We start from the raw sequence: 18,976 nt of genomic DNA, 5'->3' as shown, positions 1-18,976 counted from the left end.
TGTTTTGAGACTTCTTCTTAGTCGATCATAACTATGTAATGTTAAAAATAATAAAAAGTTATTTCCGAAAATATTTTTTGAGCTTTGATGGCTCAAAATATCATCAGAATAACTTTTCAACTTACGCAGTTAGTAAGATACTACCTCTTTCAATATTTTAGCAACTTCTAAACGTAAACCAACTGGCTTAATTACTTTTAAACTCCATGCTCGTGACATAATCTCCATGATAAAATCGAGCGTGGTTTTTAATTTTAAAGTTACACGAACACCATTTTCTATAGTTTCAATAACTTGAGAATGATGAATAGGAAAACTATTGATATAATTTCCATCTCGTTGATCAAACTCCAATACAATCTCCTCTACTTCTTTATCTTCGGCATCAAACATTGCAAATAAAGAGTCATATTTAGCCCTAATTTCATCAATAGAATATTTTGGAGAGAAATTGATTCCAAAATAAGTAACAGCAGAAATTCGGTCAAAACCAAAAGCTCGTAAACCTTTATTCGACTGATGATCATTTCCAATAATATACCAGCGTTCTTTGCTTTCTTTTATTGCTAAAGGCTCAATAATACGAACTTCTGTCTCATTTGTATCATATTTTGAGTAACTAAACTGAATAACATGTTTATTATTGATATGAGAAACAACATCGTTAATTTGATTTAATCCCAATGGTTTTCTATCCGAAATCAAAAAAATACCGGGTAAAGCATTCGCTTGAGTTAAAATAGAAAACATCTCATAATAATCTAAAGAAGATTCAAGCAAACCAACTTGATCTGAATTATCAATATAATATTTATTTTCTTTATCACATTTTAAATCAATCCCTAACTCTTCACGTATTTTCTTCTTATCTCGATTAAACAGCTGTACATTATAAATTTCATCAGGAAACTGATTTTGTATATGAGATATAATATCATTTTTAAGAGGTAATATTTCCTTAACATTGCATTCGTTAATGTATTGCACCAATCGAATTATACGGATTATAGGTATTGTTTTTCTCACAATCTTTACACTAAGAATCTTGTAAAACAAATTTTACATTACTTCTTAACGTATATTTTTTATTGAGATAAGAAGTTAACAAATCTCCAAAACTCATATCAAGAGTTTCTCTTTGATTAGTTGAAAATAATTTCACAATCTTAATCAAATATTTATTTAAGTTAATCAAATCAAAAGTAAATTCTTTTATTAACCAAAACAGAAAATATAACGGAAGAAAAACCATATTGAAGAATACTTGGAATACATTCACTAATTCTCCTTCTGACAAAAAATGTTTTGAATAATCAAATTTAGAAAAATCAATATCATATTTTTCTATAAACTCTATCAAAAGTGATTCATTATCTAATCCTGATAAAAATAAATCTTTCTCAATCTGAACATTAACATTTCCAACCTTTTTATAAGATTTTTTTTCTAGAAAATTTTTGATTTCTATATACGATTGTCTTAAAGTTGCGAAATCTATATGTAAAATCTGTTTTTCTTCCATAATCACCTACTTCAACAGCACATTATCTTCTAATTCTTGCTTCGAAATTTGAAAATGTTTGTCAAATTCTTGCTCAAAAGATTCTAAATCCATTGTAATTTCCCAATCACCAAATTCATTTTCGAACAAATCAGTCATATGTTCTTTCAAATCTTCTAATTTTTGTTGAATAAATTCATTTTGCTGAATTTCTTCCTCTTCTTTTTTATCTAATACAACTTGTTGATTGATTTTTTTCAGAATCAAAGCATTGATAAATTCTTCATGCGTATTCATAAAATCCTCAATCGTACCTGTAAATTGTGTCATTTTTTTATATTTTTTCCATTCACATTTCGAGAATAAATATAGAACTATTTTATTAACAAACAATTAAATTTAAGATTTCTATAAATGAGTTTTAACAGAAGAATTAACGTCTACTAATTATTGAAATTGGTTGTTTTGAGATAAATTTGAATATATAAATATTGAAAAAATGGAAAACTTTAAACTATCAAACGGAATCGAAATTCCTGCAATCGGATTTGGAACATGGTTATTAGAAGGTGAAAAAGTTACAGAACCTCTAAAAATAGCGCTAGAAAAAGGATATACTCATATTGACACAGCAGCAATCTACAAAAATGAAAAAGAAATTGGCGCTGTTCTCAAAGCTGAAAATGTAGATCGTAGCAAATTATTTATAACGTCTAAATGTTGGAATACTGAGCGTGGTTACGAAAAAGCAATGGCTGCATTTGAGCAAACTTTAGCTGATTTACAGACTGATTATTTAGATTTATATTTGATTCATTGGCCTGCAAATGAAACGCAATTTCCTGATACTTGGGCAGAATTGAATGCTGGAACTTGGCGAGCTTTCGAGGAAATTTACAAATCTGGAAAAGCAAAAGCGATTGGTGTAAGTAATTTTAATATCAATCATTTAGAAGCTTTATTTGAAACGGCTGAAATCAAACCAATGGTTAATCAAATTGAGATTCATCCAGGACATTCGCAACCAGAATTAGTCGATTTTTGTAAACAACACGATTTGTTGGTTGAAGCATGGAGTCCACTAGGTTCAGGAAGAATTTTAGAGAACGAATTAATTGTTTCTTTGTCGGATAAATACAATGTTTCGGTTGGTCAAATTTGTATAAATTATTGTTTGGCGAAAGAAATTTTACCACTTCCTCGCTCCTCTTCAGAAAAAAATATTGAAGCGAATTTCACTTCAAATAATTTTAAATTGAGCACAGAAGATGTAAAAGCGATTGATGAAATGCCAGCTGATGGTTTTTCAGGATTGAATCCTTCAATGGTTGAATTTTAACAAGTTAAACAAATTCATTAAAATAAATTTTAAAAACCTCTGTTTTACAGAGGTTTTTTCGTTTTAAATCTTCAAAAAATCAATACTTTTACTTTTTTAAATGATAAAATAAAATTATTCGATATGAGCCAAAATCCTGAAAATCTATTCAAAACTTATTTTGATCAAACCCTTGAAAGATGTGGTTTTGATGAAGATTTGAAAGCTGGTATTTTATTTTTTTTAGGTGAAAGTATTATTGCTGCGAACACTAATCAATTGATGAATATGTTTGCGGAAGAAGAAAAGATTCAACAAGAATTTCGTCGTTTGTTTACGTTGTATGCTACGCCAAATGCTGACATCAATCCGTTTGAAGCTTTGGATACAGCACCAATCAAGCAAATTATTTATACATACAACGAAATTTACGTTAATGTAATTAGAAATAAATCATTTGATTTTGATAAAGTTATCAATGATAATTTAAAGTCTGAGTTTAAGTTAGATTTTATTAAAGAATTTGAAAATAAACAATATAAATTAGTTACAAATCATAACTTAAATACTTCTTTTTTCAAACAGATTGGAGCGTATCTTAATCAGTTTGAATTGAGTTATGAGGATATTTATTTGGCTGGAATTAATTATTATCAAACGAATCAGAAAGTAGATTTTGAAGGAATAAATGTATTGAATCTAAACATTATTGATAGTTTTTCGCCTTTGTACACAACATTGTTTCATTATCCATTATTGTACACATATTATCCAGCGAATCTGAACGCAAATCATTTGTTTAGTTCGATTTTGCAATTCCTTTATTTACATACCAACACGGATATTGCGAAACATATTCACGCTTTTCACAACCATATTTTCTATGAAAATAATCCAAGAAGAGTTCGTAAAGGTTGGGAATTCGAAGAATTGGAACGTGGCGTTTTGATTTCGCAAACTTTTCATAATGCGTTAAATATTCGTAAGTCTCCTATTTTCGGAACTCGTCCTGATTTTTTAGCTTCGAATAATTATTTATTAAATGAATTGAAAGATCAAAATATTCCGTTGGAGAATTTTAAGGCCTTGATGACCAAAACAATTGAAGAATATTACGAAGCAGATATTGAAGAAGTAGTTGCTGGAAAGCTAAATCATGCTGAATTTTTACAACTTTTAGCAATTATTTTCTACGAAACTTCTGCTAATGCAATGATTATTAAATCATGGAAAAACTAACAATTAATCAAGAAAATCGAATCAAATTAGAAGAACATTTTGGCGAAATTTTGCCAAGATTGCCTTTTGAAATGGTTTCATTTTATGAATCGAGTAATTCGTGGGAAGGACAAATTGAATATAATTTGAATTTGAACACGGGAGAATTGACGTACAATACCATCGAAAATGTAAAACATCAAATCGAAATTTTGCCTGAAATAATGCAACGCATCGAAAGTGAAATTATCTTGATGTTAGAAAATTTATAAACTAATATTTTAAAATCTCACAAATGTGAGATTTTTTTTATCTATTCATCCAATCCATCCAAGCATTAATCTGTGTTTTGCTGATAAAAATAGCTTGTTCAGCTTCTGATTTTGGTTGAAGATGAATTTCAATTTTTTGACTTGAATGTCTTATTATTTCAGTAATTGCATCAATGTGAACAATAAATTTTCGATTGATTTTGAAGAAAATAGTCTCATCCAATTTATTTATAATATCCTTTATTGTGTCATCATAAATATAGGTTTGATCATCTTTCGTTTTTATAAAAAGATGTTTTCCCGAAGCAAAAAAATAAGCAATCTCGTGTTCTTCTACCGAACGTAATTTGTTACCATTCGTTACCAAAAAACGATGCATAATCTCGGACGGTGAATTTTCTAAAACAGCTATCGATTGTAATGTTGGTGAAATATCAAAACTAGTTCGAATAGTCTTGAATTTTTGCAATGCAATATGCAACTCCTCTACTTCAAAGGGTTTCAGAATATAATCTATCGTAAAATGCTTGAAAACTTTCATCGCATATTCATCATAAGCAGTGATAAAAATAATTGGCGTTAGAATCTCAACTTCCTGAAAAATCTCGAAACTTTTCCCATCACCCAAATGAATATCCATGAAGATTAAATCAACCGAATTATCTCTAAAAAACTCCGTTGCTTGCTTTGTTGAGCGCAAAATTGTAATTGAAGAAATATCAACAATCGATTGCTCCTCTAACAGATTTTTTAGATAAGTAACCGCCAATAATTCGTCCTCTACAATTGCAATTTTCATGAATGCAAAAGTATAAAAAAACCGTCTAAATGATGAATAAAGACGGTCTAAAAATGTTATAAATGAGGATTATTGAGCTTAGCTGCTTGTGGAATTTCTATTGTATAACGAACATCATTTTCTTGTAAAATATACTCTTTACCTGAAATTTGATGTATAATTTGTTTTTGATTTGCTCGACGTAAATCGTACCAACGTTGTCCTTCTAACGCAAATTCTCTAAAACGTTCATCTAAAATAAACTTCATCAATTCAGTAGAATTCATCGCAGAAATTTCTGTTTGTAATTTTGCAAAACCAGTTGCTGTATAACGATTTTGTAAAACTGAAAATAAAGTTGCTTTTGCTTGATCTAACTTATTTAATTTCAAATATGATTCAGCTTTGATAAAATATAATTCAGCTACGCGGAAAGACGTTTTGAACTCTGAATTTCCACCTTTGATAACTTTATATTTTGATCCACTTTTCTCAAAATAAAGCGGAAAACGTAGATCATTTTCTGTATCATAACTACTTAACAGTTCTGGTGAAGCATATGACATATACTGAATTGCAGGATTCAATGTATTGTCTAAAGCTAAAATAGATTCGGCAGATGTATAATGATTTGGAACTTGTTTTGTTGTGTTCAGATTCACTAAATCACCTTTGATTTTTAATGTAGAATCAGAAAAATCAATTGCTTTTTGCCATTCATTTTTATACAAAGCGATTCTTGCTTCTAAAGCTTTTAAAGCTGCATTCGAGAATCTATAATTTAATCCAGCTAATTGCTGATTCATTTTCATCAACTTTGTCGCTTGCAATAAATCAGACTCAATATGATTATAAACTTCTTGAACAGATGATGGTTTAAGCGTTGCTTCTAAATCTACTTTTAAATTTAGAGGAACACCTTTGTCTGTACTTGCTGTTGCTGAATTATATGGTTTTCCGTATAAATTCACCAAATCAAAATACGCATACGCACGTAACGCATAAGCTTCTGCTAATAATTGATCTTTTTCAGCAGAGTTTTCCATTGTTTTTGGTCCTTCGTTGATGATTTGATTGGCATAAAAAATCACCGTATAAAAACTAACCCAAGGAAATTGAATTGATATTTGATCTGGATTTGTATCCTTCCATTGTGCAATTTCTCGGTACGAAATAAAGTCATTTGAGTATTCATTCAATGTAACCTCATCCGTACGTAAAGCTGTCAACGACTTGTGTGTTGGATATTTTGAATAAGAATTCGTTAAAACCATACGGTAATCTTCTACCGTTTTTGGAATCACTTTTCCATCTGGTTCAATATCCAAGTAATTGTCACAACTAACTGCTGTAAAGCTAACTGCAACTATGCTTAATAATAAAAATATTTTTTTCATTTGATTTAAAATTTAGAAAGAAACATTAAGTCCTACTGTTACAGATTTAGCAATTGGTTGTGCATAAATATTTCCGTAAGTTTCTGGATCAAAATAACCTTTGTATCCATTACTAAATACAAATAAATTACGTCCTTCTAAACTAAAACGAGCGCTTTTGAAACCGACAACCTCAACATATTTGTTTGGTAAAGTATAACCAAGACGAATACTACTGATTCGCATATAACTAATTTCTTTCGCCCAAATGTCTAATAAATTGTACGCATTTGCATTGTTTCCTGCAAACCATTTGTTCGCCATCCAACTATCGTTATCTCCTTTAATTGGACTTGTAATTCCTGGAAGTGTAGAACCTGCCTCGAAAATATCTTGCGTATAATTACGACCTGGATCCAATTCCATTCCACGATAAGAAGGTGTTTTCATCACCGTTTGTTTTAAATTGAATGCTGCAGAAATCGTTAAATCAAAATTGTGAATTTTGAAATTATTGATAATACCTCCTGTAAATTTAGGATCGCGATCTCCGATATAAGTAAATAATTTACGTTTTTCTTCGCTTGTTAATTTAGAATCCACAATTTCTCCTGGTAAAAAATCTTCGTATAAGTCATATAAAGCAAAGAATTCTTTTGCAGAAACTTTTTCATCTCCTTTCCAAAACATTGGATTTCCGTATTCGTCAAATCCAGCTGTTTTTAAAGCAAAAATTGCATTTACAGGTAAACCTTCACGAGATGGAATTAAACTATTTTCACGTTGTTGCTCTTTAAGAACTTTACTTTTGTTGTGCGCAAAATTAATTGTTGTCGACCATTTAAAGTTTTTCTTATCAATGTTGCGAGTTGTTAAAGCAATCTCGAAACCTTTGTTTGTTAATTCTCCCCAATTCACCATTGTATATTCAAAACCTGTTTCTAATGGTGTTTCGCGCATACTAATCATATCTGTTCCTTTACGATTGTAAACATCAACAGCAAGGTTGATACGATTTTTGAAAAGACCTAAATCTAACCCAACATTTGTATTCGTTGTTTTTTCCCAACGCAACAAATCATTTGGTAAATTAATCGCATTGATAATATCTTCTTTATTACCTGGTAAAATTGTTGCATCATTATATTCACCAATAAAGAAAGGTGAAGTATTACGATCAATATTTCCTTGTAAACCATAAGAAGCGCGTAAACGAAGATTCGAAATAAAATCGATGTTCTCCATAAACGATTCTTTTGAAACTAACCAAGAAGCAGAAACTGCCCAAATTGGTAAGTATTTATATTTTTTATTAACACCGAATAAATTTGTACCATCATAACGAACACTACCAAAAACTGTATATTTTCTGTCTAATGTATACGAAGCGGTTGCAAATGTAGATACATAAGCATTTTCTTCCGTTGGCATTTCTCTATACGTTTCGTAACGTTTTTCTGCTGCAAAACTTGAATTTGGGAAAACGATTGGCGTTCCTGTTTTCGTCGTTTTATTGTAACCAAAAGCACGTGTTAAAGTCGTTTCGTTTTGTGTATGACGAATTTCTGTCCCAGCCATCAAATCAATTTCGTGACGATTGTTAATCGTAGTACTATATGTTCCTTGTAACTTCCAGTTATATTGAAAAAATTCGTTATCCCAATTTTGTTTAACTCCTCCGTCAGGTAAGAAATACAAATATTGTCCAGATTTATAATAACGCGTTCCTTCTTTCATTTTACGCGTAAAATAAGTTTCTTGCTCAGCGTATTTTTCTGTTTTGTTACTATCGTACTGAATTCCGAATTGAGATGTTAATTTTAAACCTTTTGCTAATTGATAATTAAGATCAATAATACCTTTTAACGAACGGTTTTTTAATGTATAATTTGTGTTTTCTCTTTCTTCGATAAAATTGAATGGAACAGAACGATCTTCAAATCCATCAATATCGTTGTCATAACGATAAGAACCATCTGCATTGAATGGAGATAAATATGGATTCGCATTTCGTGAATAATTAATCGGATTGATAGACGCATCTGCATCTGTTACAAAAGATTTTTTATCACTTGAAGTTGCAAAAATAGAAATCCCTACATCTAATTTATCGTTAAGTTTATAATTGTTTTTTAAAGTAAGATTATAACGTTCAAAACCTGTTCCGATCGTTGTTCCTTGCTCATCATAATATCCTAATGAGAAGTAATAATCAGAACGATCATTTCCTCCTGAAATACTCAAACCGTATTGTGTATTAATTGCATTACGATACAATAATTTTCCCCAATCGGTTGTGTTATTTCGTAAAGAATTAATTTGATTTTGCGTGATAAGATCTAAAGAATTAAAACCTCCATTTCGTAAAGCATTTAATTGACCATTCTTTTGCAAAATTCGCATTACTTCGCCTTTATCAGTACGATACGTTAAATCATCGCGACTAGCAAGCATTAATTCAAGATCAACTTTCTGAGAAGCATTTAGTAAATTTAAACGACCAAAATCTGGACGAGCTGTTACAAATGTATTCGCAGAAAAATTAACCGTCATAGCGCCTTTTTTACCGCGTTTTGTTGTAATCGAAATTACACCATTTGCAGCTCTTGCACCATAAATAGCTGTTGCAGCAGCATCTTTAAGGATTGTAATATCTTCGATATCGTTTGGATTTAATCCAGCGATAGAAAAGTTTTGCAATTGATCGATGTTATCTTTATCGTTAAAGTTTGGCACATCATTTCCTTCTAATGGTAAACCATCAATCACCCATAACGGATCTTGTGGACCAGAAAGAGAAGCCGTACCACGAATTCTAATTTTACTTGGTGAACCAGGCGAACCAGTTTCTGTAGAAACAGCTACACCAGCAATTTGTCCGCTTAACAATTGATCAACACTAGCAACACCAGCTTGTTGAATATCATCCATTTTTACAGTTGATACTGCCGATGTTAGTTTCCGTTTTTCAATTTTTTGATAACCTGTAACAACAACTTCTTTTAAATCATTATTTTCTGGAAGAACTTCACCTAAAGTTGATTTTAAGCTTACATGATATGTTGATAAATCTGTAGAAAGTTCAACTAATTTAGAATCGTAACCTAAATAACTAATTAATACAGATTTTGTACCTGCAGGTACTTCTAATGAAAAGAAACCATCTTCATCTGTAACAGTACCAACCGTTACACTTTCTATAATTCCTTTTTGATCTGTTTTTGTCGAAATTGATTGAGCTTCAATTTTAACAGACGCACCAGCAATTCCAACCAACGATTTTTCGTCTTGAACCGAACCTGTAATCACTCTCTTTTCTTGAGAAAACGCAATACTTGCCGCAAAAAGTGGCAAAAGAATGAGTGTCTTTTTCATTTCTATATCTTACTTTAAAGCTTCTTTAATACGAATGATTAAATCGGCATAATGCGCTTTTGTAGACGCATCTCCATTATTCTTTTTCTTGTTTAACAAAGTCAACACACGTTGCAATTCTGCTCTTTTATAGGTTGTCACTTCCGACACCCTTTTCATAGAAGAATAGTTAATGTTACGCGCCATTTTTTCTTCGTCTAAATAATTACAGATAGTTGGTACTTGTAGGTTTTGGTCAATTGTAAGTCCTGCTACAGTTGTTTTTTCAAATAATTTGTTTGTTGAAACGATTAAGGCATCAACGTAATTTTTTTGAGTCATTTTTTCAAGAATAGTTAAGTTTGATTTTTTATCAAAAGCTGCACTTCTTACTTGATCAAATAAATTTTCAACTGTATAAATTTTTTCATTAGATTTTAATTCTTGGTGTTTCAATTCATTTTCTAACATGCGCAATAAGCGATCGTCAGTAAATAAATTATAAATCAATCCATATTGCATTTCTCTCGCTAATGTATACGGCGTTTGCTCGTAAGGTCCCATTGGCGAATTTTTGATTGCATACGTTTTATCTAAAATATCATTAAAGAATAACCATTTTGGTAATTGAATCACATTTTCGTTTAAATAATTAACTGCTTTACGTTGCATATCTGCAGGAACTGGTTCGTATGCTTTTTTATCAATTCCGAAATAAGTGTTGTTTAAATAAATCCCACCAACATTTGCTAAAACATGATTAGAATATAAATCCCACTGCCCTATTGTTTGGTAATAAAGTTTCCCTGTGTTGATATAGCTTTTTCCATCTTCGTACGTCCATTTCAAGATATTTTCTGAAACACGTTTTAGATTTTTCATTCCATATTCACTTGCCAAAACAGCATCATCACCTAAATCTTCTGATTGAGAACGCGGATCAATTGTACTTAAATAGCTTTGTTGTTCACCATAAAAATACATTGGATCATCTTCGTGCTTTTCAATCATTTTACGAAGCGATGCTTTTTCTGTTTCTTGATTTGGAAACCAACGATATCCCCATTCGATTGCATATTTATCATACAAACCGATTTTTGGCGTAATTGCTGTAACACCATCTTCTGGCTGTGCCACATAATTATAACGCGCATAATCCATAATAGACGGTGCAGTTCCACCCATTTTATCTGTAAATTCTTTCGAACGTAAAGATTCTACTGGATAAGAAAAAGAAGCGCCCATATTATGTTTCAGACCAAATGTATGTCCTACTTCATGAGAAGACACAAAACGAATTGCTTCTCCCATATGTTCATCACTAAATTTATTTCCTCTTGCTTTTGGATCAATTGGACCTGTTTGAATACGCATCCAATCATGCAAAGAAGTCATTACATTGTGCCACCAAATAATATCCGCCTCTAAAATTTCACCACTACGCGGATCAACCACAGAAGGTCCCATTGCATTTGACTTTGGTGAAGCTGCATACGTAATTACTGAGTAACGTACATCATCAATATCAAAATCTTTGTCATCAGCAGTTGGTTCTTTTGCTATAATCGCATTTTTGAAACCAGCTTGCTCAAAAGCAACTTGCCAATCGTGTACACCAGCAATAATTTTTTGGCGCCATTGTTTTGGTGTCGAAGGATCGATGTAATAAATAATTGGTTTCTTAGGTTCTACTAATTCTCCTTTTAGATATTTTTCCTTATCCTCGTCTTTTGGTTCCAAACGCCATTTTGTAATAAAGCGTTGATCTTCCATTTTGTGTTGAGCATCATTAAAAAACCAATGTTTTTCTGTGAAATATCCCACACGATTATCTGCTAACCTAGGTTGCATAGGAGTTGTCGAAAGTAAAACAATATTACTTGTAACACCTAAGGTAACGGCCAAATCTACCCCTCCTTCATTTACACTTGTCGTTAACTGAGACTTAACCACAATGTTTTCTGGAAACGTTTTCACATTTTCCACATACGATAGATTTGCCTTTACCGAACCTCCTAAACCTATGTTCGTTAATACATCATTAAAACTTTTTTGATTTCCATCAAAAATTTTGTTCACTTTAATCGCAACAGCTGTCGAATCGTTATTTTGAGCTTCTATATCAAAAACCTCAATAATCGATTCTGAGAAATTATCCTTTACAGAAGCTGTGATTGCGTCATTTTTAGGCGAAGAAACTTGTGGAACAATTGTTTTTACCCACACTTTTTTAGCTACTTTATCATGATAAAAAGAAATCACTTTGTTTTCGTAATTCATTCCTTTGTTCAAGCCCGCTTCGTTAACTTCCATTGGAACTTGAGACAATTTATTCACAACCAAAAATTGGCGTCCAAATAAACTATCTGGAATTTCGAAATAGATATCAGTTTTTACTTGAATGGTATTAAACAAACCTTTCTTGTAGCTTCCTTTCTTGATTAATTCATCTATTTTTTTAACTTTCGTTACAGTAGAATCCTTTTTCTCTGTTTTATCTTTTTCAGCTTTTTTATCCTCTTTCTTTTGTCCATAAACAACAGCCGAAGACATTGCCAAACCAAGATATAGTGCTAATTTATAATTCTTTCTTTCCTTATTATGACTCATTCGAACATTAAATTATCATTAATTATGGCATAAACTTAAGCGCAGTTTTCTTATAATAATAGTTTTTTGGAGTGAGTGGTTAGTTTTTTGGAGTGAATGGATATTTTGGTTCGATATAAGGTAAAAAACAAATAAATTCTTCATTTTCTACTTTTGTTGAGAAATTATCAACTTGATAAAAATGATAGATTTTTTGTAAATAGTTTAAACCAAATTTCTCATTTTCTGTCGCTTTATTTTTTTTCTGAAAAGTATTTTTGACGATAATCAAATCAGATTTTACAACAATATTTATAGTCAAAGGTTGATCAATTGTAGCAATATTATGTTTTATTGCATTTTCTACAACAATCTGTAATGCCAAATATGGAATGTTTTTTTCTAAGCTTTTCGAATCTTCGATTTGTAAATCAAAAATCAATTCTTCCGAAAATCTACTTTTATGCAAATCCATGTATTGCGCAATAAAATCTAATTCCTTTTTTACAAGCACTATATTTTCCTTTGGCGGAACAATAAGATATCGGTAAATTTTAGAAAGATTCATCGTGAATTTCTGCGCATTCTCTTTATTCAAACCAATTAACATATAAAGAGAATTCAAGGAATTGAATAAAAAATGTGGATTAATTTGATTCTTTAATTGTTGTAATTGCGTTAGAGTATTCGCGTTTTTAATCTTTTCGTTTTCAATTAACAACCTATTTTTTTCTTCGATTACAAACGCTTTTTCCTTGTATGTTTTAGATGTTATTTTATTGAATAACAAAAAGATAATGATAATTAAAAAAACAGTCCCTAAGAAAATAAAACCTATATAAAATTTAGTTCGTTCTACATTTTCATCAATGATATAACTCAAATGATTCACGACAATATATCCATCAAAATTTTTGGTGTGTAAAGGTTTTATATAACGCTTAATATCCGTATCCTTTATAAATTCGGACGAAGCATCATTCAACGTATATAAATCTTGTGAAAAATTAGAATTAATTGTGCTCGTTATCGTATCGTTTGGCTGGATATCTGTAAAATCGAAAACATTTTTCCCAATAAATTTTTCATCAGGATGCGTAATACAAATTCCATCTTTATTGAAAACATACATATAATTGGACGAAGTTGCATCAACTGTCGTAAAAAAATTATACAAATCAAACAGATTAATCGTCGAACCGTAATACATATTTTGTCCATTAGACAACTTAATAGAATCGTAATTTACCCAATACAACGTGTCTTTATAATCCAATAAAAAATTATCAATCTGTTGATTTTTTGTAGTATATATCGATTGAAATTCTTTAATATTTGGTTGATTGATAGCTTTTGAAAGGATTGATTCATCAGGAAAATAATTTGTTTCTGGAGAATGAATAGAAAACCAATCATGGCGAATTAACTTTCGATTTGAATTTAATTCATTCAAAACCAAAAAATGATCTGCTACATTTTTTTCATTTGTCTTTTTAACAACTTTTTTTAAAACTTCTTGATATTCTTCGATGTTTTTAAACTCAAATTCAACTGCTTCATATTTCCTCAAAAAACTTTTTTTGACAAACTCATCATTATTTTTTTGACTTTCTTTATTAATTAAAAAACTCAATATAACAAGAGCAAAAACAGCAATAACACTTACAATAAGCGCTATAACATAAATGGATTTATTAGATAAATGGACTCGAAATCGAAAAGACAAACTATTTTTTTTGCAAAACTAAGGGAAGCTTTTTAATCAAAAAAATAAGAGAACATTTATCATAAAATGATAATTTTCAAATATTTGACAATATTATATAAACTAAAATCTCCCAAAAGGGAGATTTTTTTATCTTTTTAATCTTATAAGCGTCATTTAGAACTTAACATTAAAACAATTCGATTAAAGCTTGACGAATCGTATCATAAATATAATTTAGATCATCAGTCGAAATACAATAAGGAGGAACTAAATAAATAATATTCCCTAAAGGACGCAATAATATACCTTTCTCTAAAAAGTAAGGATATAGCTTTTCGTGTATATCACTAAAATAAGATGTTTCTTCATTTGTATTCCATTCCAACGCCAAAATAGTGCCGCATTGTCTTATCACTTTTACTTTAGGATGATCTTGAATAGACACAACAAAATGTTGATGTTGATGTACAATATTTGCTATTTGCTGTTGTATAGAAGTCTGTAATAACAAATCAAGACTTGCTAACGCAGCGGTACACGCTAATGGACTTGCCGTAAAAGAATGCCCGTGAAATAACGTCTTATTCAAATCATCAGCATAAAAGGCTTGGTAAATTCTATCTGTACAAGTTGTAACGCCCAAAGGCAAAGTACCACCTGTTAAACCTTTCGAAAAACACATAATATCTGGAACTTCTGTCAAATGATTTACTGCAAATAATTTACCTGTACGACCAAATCCTACAAAAATCTCATCTTGAATCATTAAAATATGATATGCTCTACAGCAACTCATCAATTGATCTAAATATTCAGCCTCATGCATCAACATCCCCGAAGCTCCTTGAACCAAAGGTTCGTAAATAAAACACGCTACTTTAGTTGCAACTTCTTTTATTTGCGATTTAATCGCTTCTATATTTTCTGCATTCGGCGTATCAATAAATATAACATCAAAAAGCTTTTCACTAAAAGGTTCTGTCCAAATTCCTCTTCCACTTACAGACATCGCGCCAAAAGTATCACCATGATAGGCATTTTTGAACGCTAATATCACAGGTCTATCTTCTTTTTTATTGAAATGATATTGTAAACACATTTTTAATGCTACCTCAATCGCTGTTGATCCATTGTCGCTATAAAATGCTTTCTTTTGATTTTGAGGTAAAAGAGCCAACAAACGTTCAGACAATTCAATTGCAGGTCGATGCGTAAATCCTGCAAAAATAACATGTTCCAAAGTTGTTAGCTGTTCGTGCATTTTTTGTGCAATATACGGATGCGCATGTCCATGCAGCGTTACCCACCACGATGAAACAGCGTCAATATATTGTTTGTTATTTTCATCGTAAATATAACTTCCTTCTCCTCTTACAATTGGAATAATATTATTGGCTTTTTTCATCTGCGTATAAGGATGCCAATTCACCAACTGATCGCGTTCTTTTAATGTGTACATGTCTGAGTTGTTTCTTGTTTAACCATTGGTATTAAACCTAAATTTTCAAACATTTTCATATCCTCTGTTACCCCAGGATTAGGCGTTACCAGTAAGGTTTCACGCTCTCCTGTAAAAATCGAATTCGCTCCAGCCATAAAACACCAAGCTTGCTCAACTTCTGTCATTTCTATTCGACCAGCACTTAAACGCACAATCGAAGAAGGCATCACAATACGAGCTGTAGCAATCATACGAACCATATCCCAAATATCTACTTTCGGATTATTTTCTAAAGGTGTTCCTTTTACTCTTGCTAAAGCATTTACAGGTACAGATTCTGGATGTTTTGACATTGTTGCCAAAGTTAATAGCATAGAAATTCGATCTTGATGCGTTTCTCCTAAGCCAATAATTCCACCCGAACAAACTGTAATCCCAGCCTTTCGCACATTTTGTATCGTATTGATTCGATTATCAAATTTACGAGTAGAAATAATCTCATCGTAATAAGCTTCGGAAGTATCTAAATTATGATTATAAGCATGTAAACCTGCTTCTTGCAAACGAATTGCCTGCTCTTCTGTCAACATTCCTAATGTACAACATACTTCTAATCCCAATTCATTTACACCTTTAACCATTTGGATTATTCGATCAAAATCTCGATTATTTCGTACTTCTCGCCAAGCAGCTGCCATGCAAAAACGTGATGAGCCCGCTTCTTTTGCTTTCTTTGCATGTGCTAATACTGTTGCAGTTGGCAACAAAGCTTCTACTTTAATATCGGTATGATAACGCGCTGCTTGTCCGCAATATGAGCAATCTTCGGGACAACCACCTGTTTTTACAGATAACAAGGTGCATACTTGTACTTCTCTTGCATTGTGCCATTCTCGATGTTTTTTGGATGCGTGATATACTAAATCTAATAATGGTTGATGATAGATTTTTTCGATTTCTTCTTTCGTCCAATCATGGCGTGTTTCGTTTGATACTTTCATTGTATTTTAAATATTAAATTGATGCTTAATTGTTTCTGCTATATTTCTCACTTCGCTTGAATTTATTGAATTGAGTTTTGGTATAATGATGATAGAAATATCCGGAGACAAATGATTTTTTATAACACGAGAAGTGTCTTCATCAAACTCTCCATTAAACACAAAATATTCGATAGCGATATTTCTTAATTTCAGTATTTCAATCGTTAATAATGTATGATTAATACAACCCAAATAATTCGTTGCAACCATAACTACTGGAAGATTAAACTGCTGAATAAGATCAATCATAAAATCTTCTTCATTAATAGGAACAAATAATCCTCCTGCTCCTTCAACAATAAGAGAATTGGTTGTTTTGGGAAATTCAAAATCATTTAAATTGATTTCAATTGCTTCTTCCTTTGCAGATTGATGTGGCGAAGCGGCTTTTTGCAAACAATAACGTTCTTGATGAATTTTCAGTTCTGGAGAAGTTAACGATTTTACCAACAAACTATCTGATGAATCTAAATCTCCCGATTGTATTGGTTTCCAATAATCAGCTTGTAAAGCTTCAGTTAATATTGCTGAAACCATCGTTTTCCCAACTCCTGTTCCTATTCCTGTAACAAATAATTGTTTAGACATTTTCTTTTATCTTTTCTATTAATTGATTAATTTCTTCTTGTGTGTTAAAAGCATGCAAACAGATTCTTAAGCGCTCTCCTCCTTCTACTACTGTAGGTGGAAAAACTGCAAAAGTGTTTATTTCAACCTCTTCTAATTGATTTTGGATTTTGGTTAATTGACTCCTAGACTCAAACTTTAGAATTTGAATTGGACTATTTTTATTTGAAGAACTCGTTAAGCCACTATTTCTAAAATGTGAGATATTATATTGTAAACTTTCTTGAAGCGATTTATTTTCTTTGATAAACTGATAACCTTTTCGTAAACCTGTCACATGAAAATCAGCAATAGCTGTGGTGTAAATAAAAGGTGAAGCATAATTAATGAGATAATCAATCACTAACTGATTAGCTAAAATCGTGGCACCGCTCATTCCCATCGCTTTTCCATAAGTTACAACCGTTGCAAACACTTTGCATTGTAAACCGAATTGATGAACCAATCCGTAACCAAAAACACCAAAAGCATGAGCTTCATCTACCACTAATGCTGCATTGTATTTATTGGCTAATTCAACCAGTTCAATTAATGGAGCACAATCACCATCCATCGAATACAAACTTTCTACCGCGATAAAACAACGCTCTTTTACTCTTTGCAATAGTTTCTCTAAATGATCTAAATCGTTATGTTTAAACTTTGTTTTTTTTGCGTTGGATAATTTAATCCCGTCATGTACTGATCGATGTATATTTTCATCAACTAAAACAATATCATGTCGAGTTAAAAGTGCAGAAAAAAGTGCTAAATTGGCATTATATCCAGATGAAAAAAGTAATGCAGCTTCCACTTTATGTTCATTTGCTATTATCTGTTCCGTTTCTCTTAGGTAATTGGAATTCCCACTAATCAAACGTGCTCCAGTAGAACCATAAAGTAAAGATGGTTGTGCTATAAACTCATTTAAAATCTGCTGATGTAAGATTTCATTTTTAGCTAATCCCAAATAATCATTACTATAAAAATCAATTCCAGAAGAACGAACTTTTAATGTTCTTTTAATTCCTTTTTGTTCTCTTTCGAATAGAGATAATTGCAATGAATTAAAAAATTTCGACATTATTCAATTCATTTTCAATTGCAGAAATCCAATTCATAAATAACACTTCTTCTAGTTGTTTCACTTGATTTGCATAGATATTCCATTCACTATGAAATTCTTTTAATTGTGAAATCATTTCTTCAAGATGACCTTCTTCTTCAACAATAATAGATTTTACCATCACTTTTTGTTGATGCGCCGTCAAAATATCTTGATATATTGGATACAATTCATCTGCCCTCACTTCTATAGCGTAAGTCACAAACAAATAAGCTGCGTATTTTAAATCTTCCCCATCAAGATTAAATTCTTTCTTCAATAAACGACAAACCTGAATATCTAATTGATGTAAATAATACATTGTTGCTTTTGGTGCTAAAAGATAAATAGGCTCATAATTGACACAAGCATCTGGAATTAATTTTATAATTTGCTTTTTCAAATAATAAGCATGGCGATGTTCCTCAGCTGCATGTTTCAATTGGATAAGATTGACAAAAGTTTTGTGTTCACATGCCGAAATTTTTCTTGCTCCTGCATTTTCCATATACGAAAGTGTATTAAGCCACTTTACATGTAATTTTGGTTCTAAAACAATATGATTTAATAATTTTTTCAATTGATTTTATTTTTGACCAAAATTATAAGTCCAACGGATCATATATACACTCCACTTTTATAATAAATAATAGTCCGGTTATATTAA

16 protein-coding genes are annotated in these 18,976 nt (G+C 31.1%); 3 read left to right on the top strand and 13 right to left on the bottom strand.

The genetic code is table 11. From position 1 onward, the window contains the following. Positions 1 to 129: 129 nt before the first annotated feature. The 3 genes from B4J88_RS05675 to B4J88_RS05665 are packed head-to-tail and all read right to left on the bottom strand — an operon-like array spanning position 130 to position 1,831. The gene (locus tag B4J88_RS05675; protein ID WP_291066778.1) at positions 130 to 1,026 is read right to left on the bottom strand and encodes a WYL domain-containing protein; all 897 of its coding nucleotides are present in this window, start codon (positions 1,024 to 1,026) and stop codon (positions 130 to 132) included. 10 nt (positions 1,027 to 1,036) lie between these two features. Continuing rightward, complete coding sequence (locus B4J88_RS05670; protein WP_115000620.1) at positions 1,037 to 1,522, bottom strand: DUF1493 family protein; 486 nt, start codon at positions 1,520 to 1,522, stop codon at positions 1,037 to 1,039. Positions 1,523 to 1,528: 6 nt separating this feature from the next. Beyond that, entirely contained in the window at positions 1,529 to 1,831 is a 303-nt protein-coding gene (locus B4J88_RS05665) for a hypothetical protein (protein WP_286473452.1), read from the bottom strand. A 169-nt stretch (positions 1,832 to 2,000) separates the two neighbouring features. Here B4J88_RS05665 and B4J88_RS05660 point away from each other — a divergent pair, with 169 nt between their 5' ends. The 3 genes from B4J88_RS05660 to B4J88_RS05650 all read left to right on the top strand — a co-directional run bounded on the left by B4J88_RS05660 (position 2,001) and on the right by B4J88_RS05650 (position 4,309). After that, positions 2,001 to 2,840, top strand: coding sequence for an aldo/keto reductase (locus B4J88_RS05660; RefSeq protein ID WP_291066774.1), 840 nt, complete (start codon positions 2,001 to 2,003; stop codon positions 2,838 to 2,840). Between the two features lie 123 nt (positions 2,841 to 2,963). Beyond that, the gene (locus B4J88_RS05655) at positions 2,964 to 4,058 is read left to right on the top strand and encodes a hypothetical protein (protein ID WP_291066772.1); all 1,095 of its coding nucleotides are present in this window, start codon (positions 2,964 to 2,966) and stop codon (positions 4,056 to 4,058) included. Further along, positions 4,046 to 4,309, top strand: a complete 264-nt coding sequence (locus B4J88_RS05650) for a hypothetical protein (RefSeq protein WP_291066771.1) — start codon at positions 4,046 to 4,048, stop codon at positions 4,307 to 4,309. Before B4J88_RS05655 ends, B4J88_RS05650 begins: the two co-directional genes overlap by 13 nt. Before the next feature lie 37 nt (positions 4,310 to 4,346). Here the strand turns inward: B4J88_RS05650 and B4J88_RS05645 are convergent, their stop codons facing one another. From B4J88_RS05645 to B4J88_RS05600, 10 genes are all read right to left on the bottom strand, one after another. Beyond that, the gene (locus B4J88_RS05645; RefSeq protein ID WP_291066769.1) at positions 4,347 to 5,108 is read right to left on the bottom strand and encodes a LytR/AlgR family response regulator transcription factor; all 762 of its coding nucleotides are present in this window, start codon (positions 5,106 to 5,108) and stop codon (positions 4,347 to 4,349) included. Between the two features lie 56 nt (positions 5,109 to 5,164). After that, positions 5,165 to 6,484: a RagB/SusD family nutrient uptake outer membrane protein gene (locus B4J88_RS05640; RefSeq protein ID WP_221856182.1), complete on the bottom strand. Its 1,320-nt coding sequence runs from the start codon at positions 6,482 to 6,484 to the stop codon at positions 5,165 to 5,167. A 12-nt stretch (positions 6,485 to 6,496) separates the two neighbouring features. After that, complete coding sequence (locus B4J88_RS05635) at positions 6,497 to 9,838, bottom strand: SusC/RagA family TonB-linked outer membrane protein (protein WP_286494865.1); 3,342 nt, start codon at positions 9,836 to 9,838, stop codon at positions 6,497 to 6,499. A 9-nt stretch (positions 9,839 to 9,847) separates the two neighbouring features. Continuing rightward, positions 9,848 to 12,427 carry a zinc-dependent metalloprotease gene (locus B4J88_RS05630; protein ID WP_038335737.1) on the bottom strand — a complete coding sequence of 860 codons (2,580 nt, stop codon included), beginning with the start codon at positions 12,425 to 12,427 and terminating at the stop codon, positions 9,848 to 9,850. 79 nt (positions 12,428 to 12,506) lie between these two features. Further along, positions 12,507 to 13,976 (bottom strand): histidine kinase, encoded by a 1,470-nt coding sequence (locus tag B4J88_RS05625; protein WP_291066766.1) that lies wholly within the window; start codon positions 13,974 to 13,976, stop codon positions 12,507 to 12,509. A gap of 325 nt (positions 13,977 to 14,301) precedes the next feature. Further along, positions 14,302 to 15,573, bottom strand: coding sequence for an adenosylmethionine--8-amino-7-oxononanoate transaminase (gene bioA / locus B4J88_RS05620; RefSeq protein WP_125349503.1), 1,272 nt, complete (start codon positions 15,571 to 15,573; stop codon positions 14,302 to 14,304). Beyond that, complete coding sequence (gene bioB / locus B4J88_RS05615; protein WP_125349502.1) at positions 15,561 to 16,556, bottom strand: biotin synthase BioB; 996 nt, start codon at positions 16,554 to 16,556, stop codon at positions 15,561 to 15,563. Before bioB ends, bioA begins: the two co-directional genes overlap by 13 nt. A gap of 6 nt (positions 16,557 to 16,562) precedes the next feature. After that, positions 16,563 to 17,186: a dethiobiotin synthase gene (gene bioD, locus B4J88_RS05610; protein WP_125349501.1), complete on the bottom strand. Its 624-nt coding sequence runs from the start codon at positions 17,184 to 17,186 to the stop codon at positions 16,563 to 16,565. Continuing rightward, complete coding sequence (locus B4J88_RS05605; protein WP_125349500.1) at positions 17,179 to 18,288, bottom strand: aminotransferase class I/II-fold pyridoxal phosphate-dependent enzyme; 1,110 nt, start codon at positions 18,286 to 18,288, stop codon at positions 17,179 to 17,181. Before B4J88_RS05605 ends, bioD begins: the two co-directional genes overlap by 8 nt. After that, positions 18,272 to 18,889: a hypothetical protein gene (locus tag B4J88_RS05600; protein WP_125349499.1), complete on the bottom strand. Its 618-nt coding sequence runs from the start codon at positions 18,887 to 18,889 to the stop codon at positions 18,272 to 18,274. Before B4J88_RS05600 ends, B4J88_RS05605 begins: the two co-directional genes overlap by 17 nt. Positions 18,890 to 18,976: the final 87 nt, after the last annotated feature.

Origin of the sequence: Empedobacter sp. UBA5036 (assembly GCF_002415215.1) — a bacterium.
Taxonomy (GTDB): Bacteria; Bacteroidota; Bacteroidia; order Flavobacteriales; family Weeksellaceae; genus Empedobacter; species Empedobacter falsenii_B.
The sequence above is the reverse complement of the archived record's forward strand: the minus strand, read 5'-3'. Positions and strand labels throughout refer to the sequence as shown.

What these genes read in the sequence shown, in the direction of transcription:
- B4J88_RS05670 (WP_115000620.1), bottom strand. Translation starts at nt 1,522, where the DNA reads ATGGAAGAAAAACAGATTTTACATATAGATTTCGCAACTTTAAGACAA.
- B4J88_RS05665 (WP_286473452.1), bottom strand. Translation starts at nt 1,831, where the DNA reads ATGACACAATTTACAGGTACGATTGAGGATTTTATGAATACGCATGAA.
- B4J88_RS05660 (WP_291066774.1), top strand. Translation starts at nt 2,001, where the DNA reads ATGGAAAACTTTAAACTATCAAACGGAATCGAAATTCCTGCAATCGGA.
- B4J88_RS05655 (WP_291066772.1), top strand. Translation starts at nt 2,964, where the DNA reads ATGAGCCAAAATCCTGAAAATCTATTCAAAACTTATTTTGATCAAACC.
- B4J88_RS05650 (WP_291066771.1), top strand. Translation starts at nt 4,046, where the DNA reads ATGGAAAAACTAACAATTAATCAAGAAAATCGAATCAAATTAGAAGAA.
- B4J88_RS05645 (WP_291066769.1), bottom strand. Translation starts at nt 5,108, where the DNA reads ATGAAAATTGCAATTGTAGAGGACGAATTATTGGCGGTTACTTATCTA.
- B4J88_RS05640 (WP_221856182.1), bottom strand. Translation starts at nt 6,484, where the DNA reads ATGAAAAAAATATTTTTATTATTAAGCATAGTTGCAGTTAGCTTTACA.
- B4J88_RS05635 (WP_286494865.1), bottom strand. Translation starts at nt 9,838, where the DNA reads ATGAAAAAGACACTCATTCTTTTGCCACTTTTTGCGGCAAGTATTGCG.
- B4J88_RS05630 (WP_038335737.1), bottom strand. Translation starts at nt 12,427, where the DNA reads ATGAGTCATAATAAGGAAAGAAAGAATTATAAATTAGCACTATATCTT.
- bioA (WP_125349503.1), bottom strand. Translation starts at nt 15,573, where the DNA reads ATGTACACATTAAAAGAACGCGATCAGTTGGTGAATTGGCATCCTTAT.
- bioB (WP_125349502.1), bottom strand. Translation starts at nt 16,556, where the DNA reads ATGAAAGTATCAAACGAAACACGCCATGATTGGACGAAAGAAGAAATC.
- bioD (WP_125349501.1), bottom strand. Translation starts at nt 17,186, where the DNA reads ATGTCTAAACAATTATTTGTTACAGGAATAGGAACAGGAGTTGGGAAA.
- B4J88_RS05605 (WP_125349500.1), bottom strand. Translation starts at nt 18,288, where the DNA reads ATGTCGAAATTTTTTAATTCATTGCAATTATCTCTATTCGAAAGAGAA.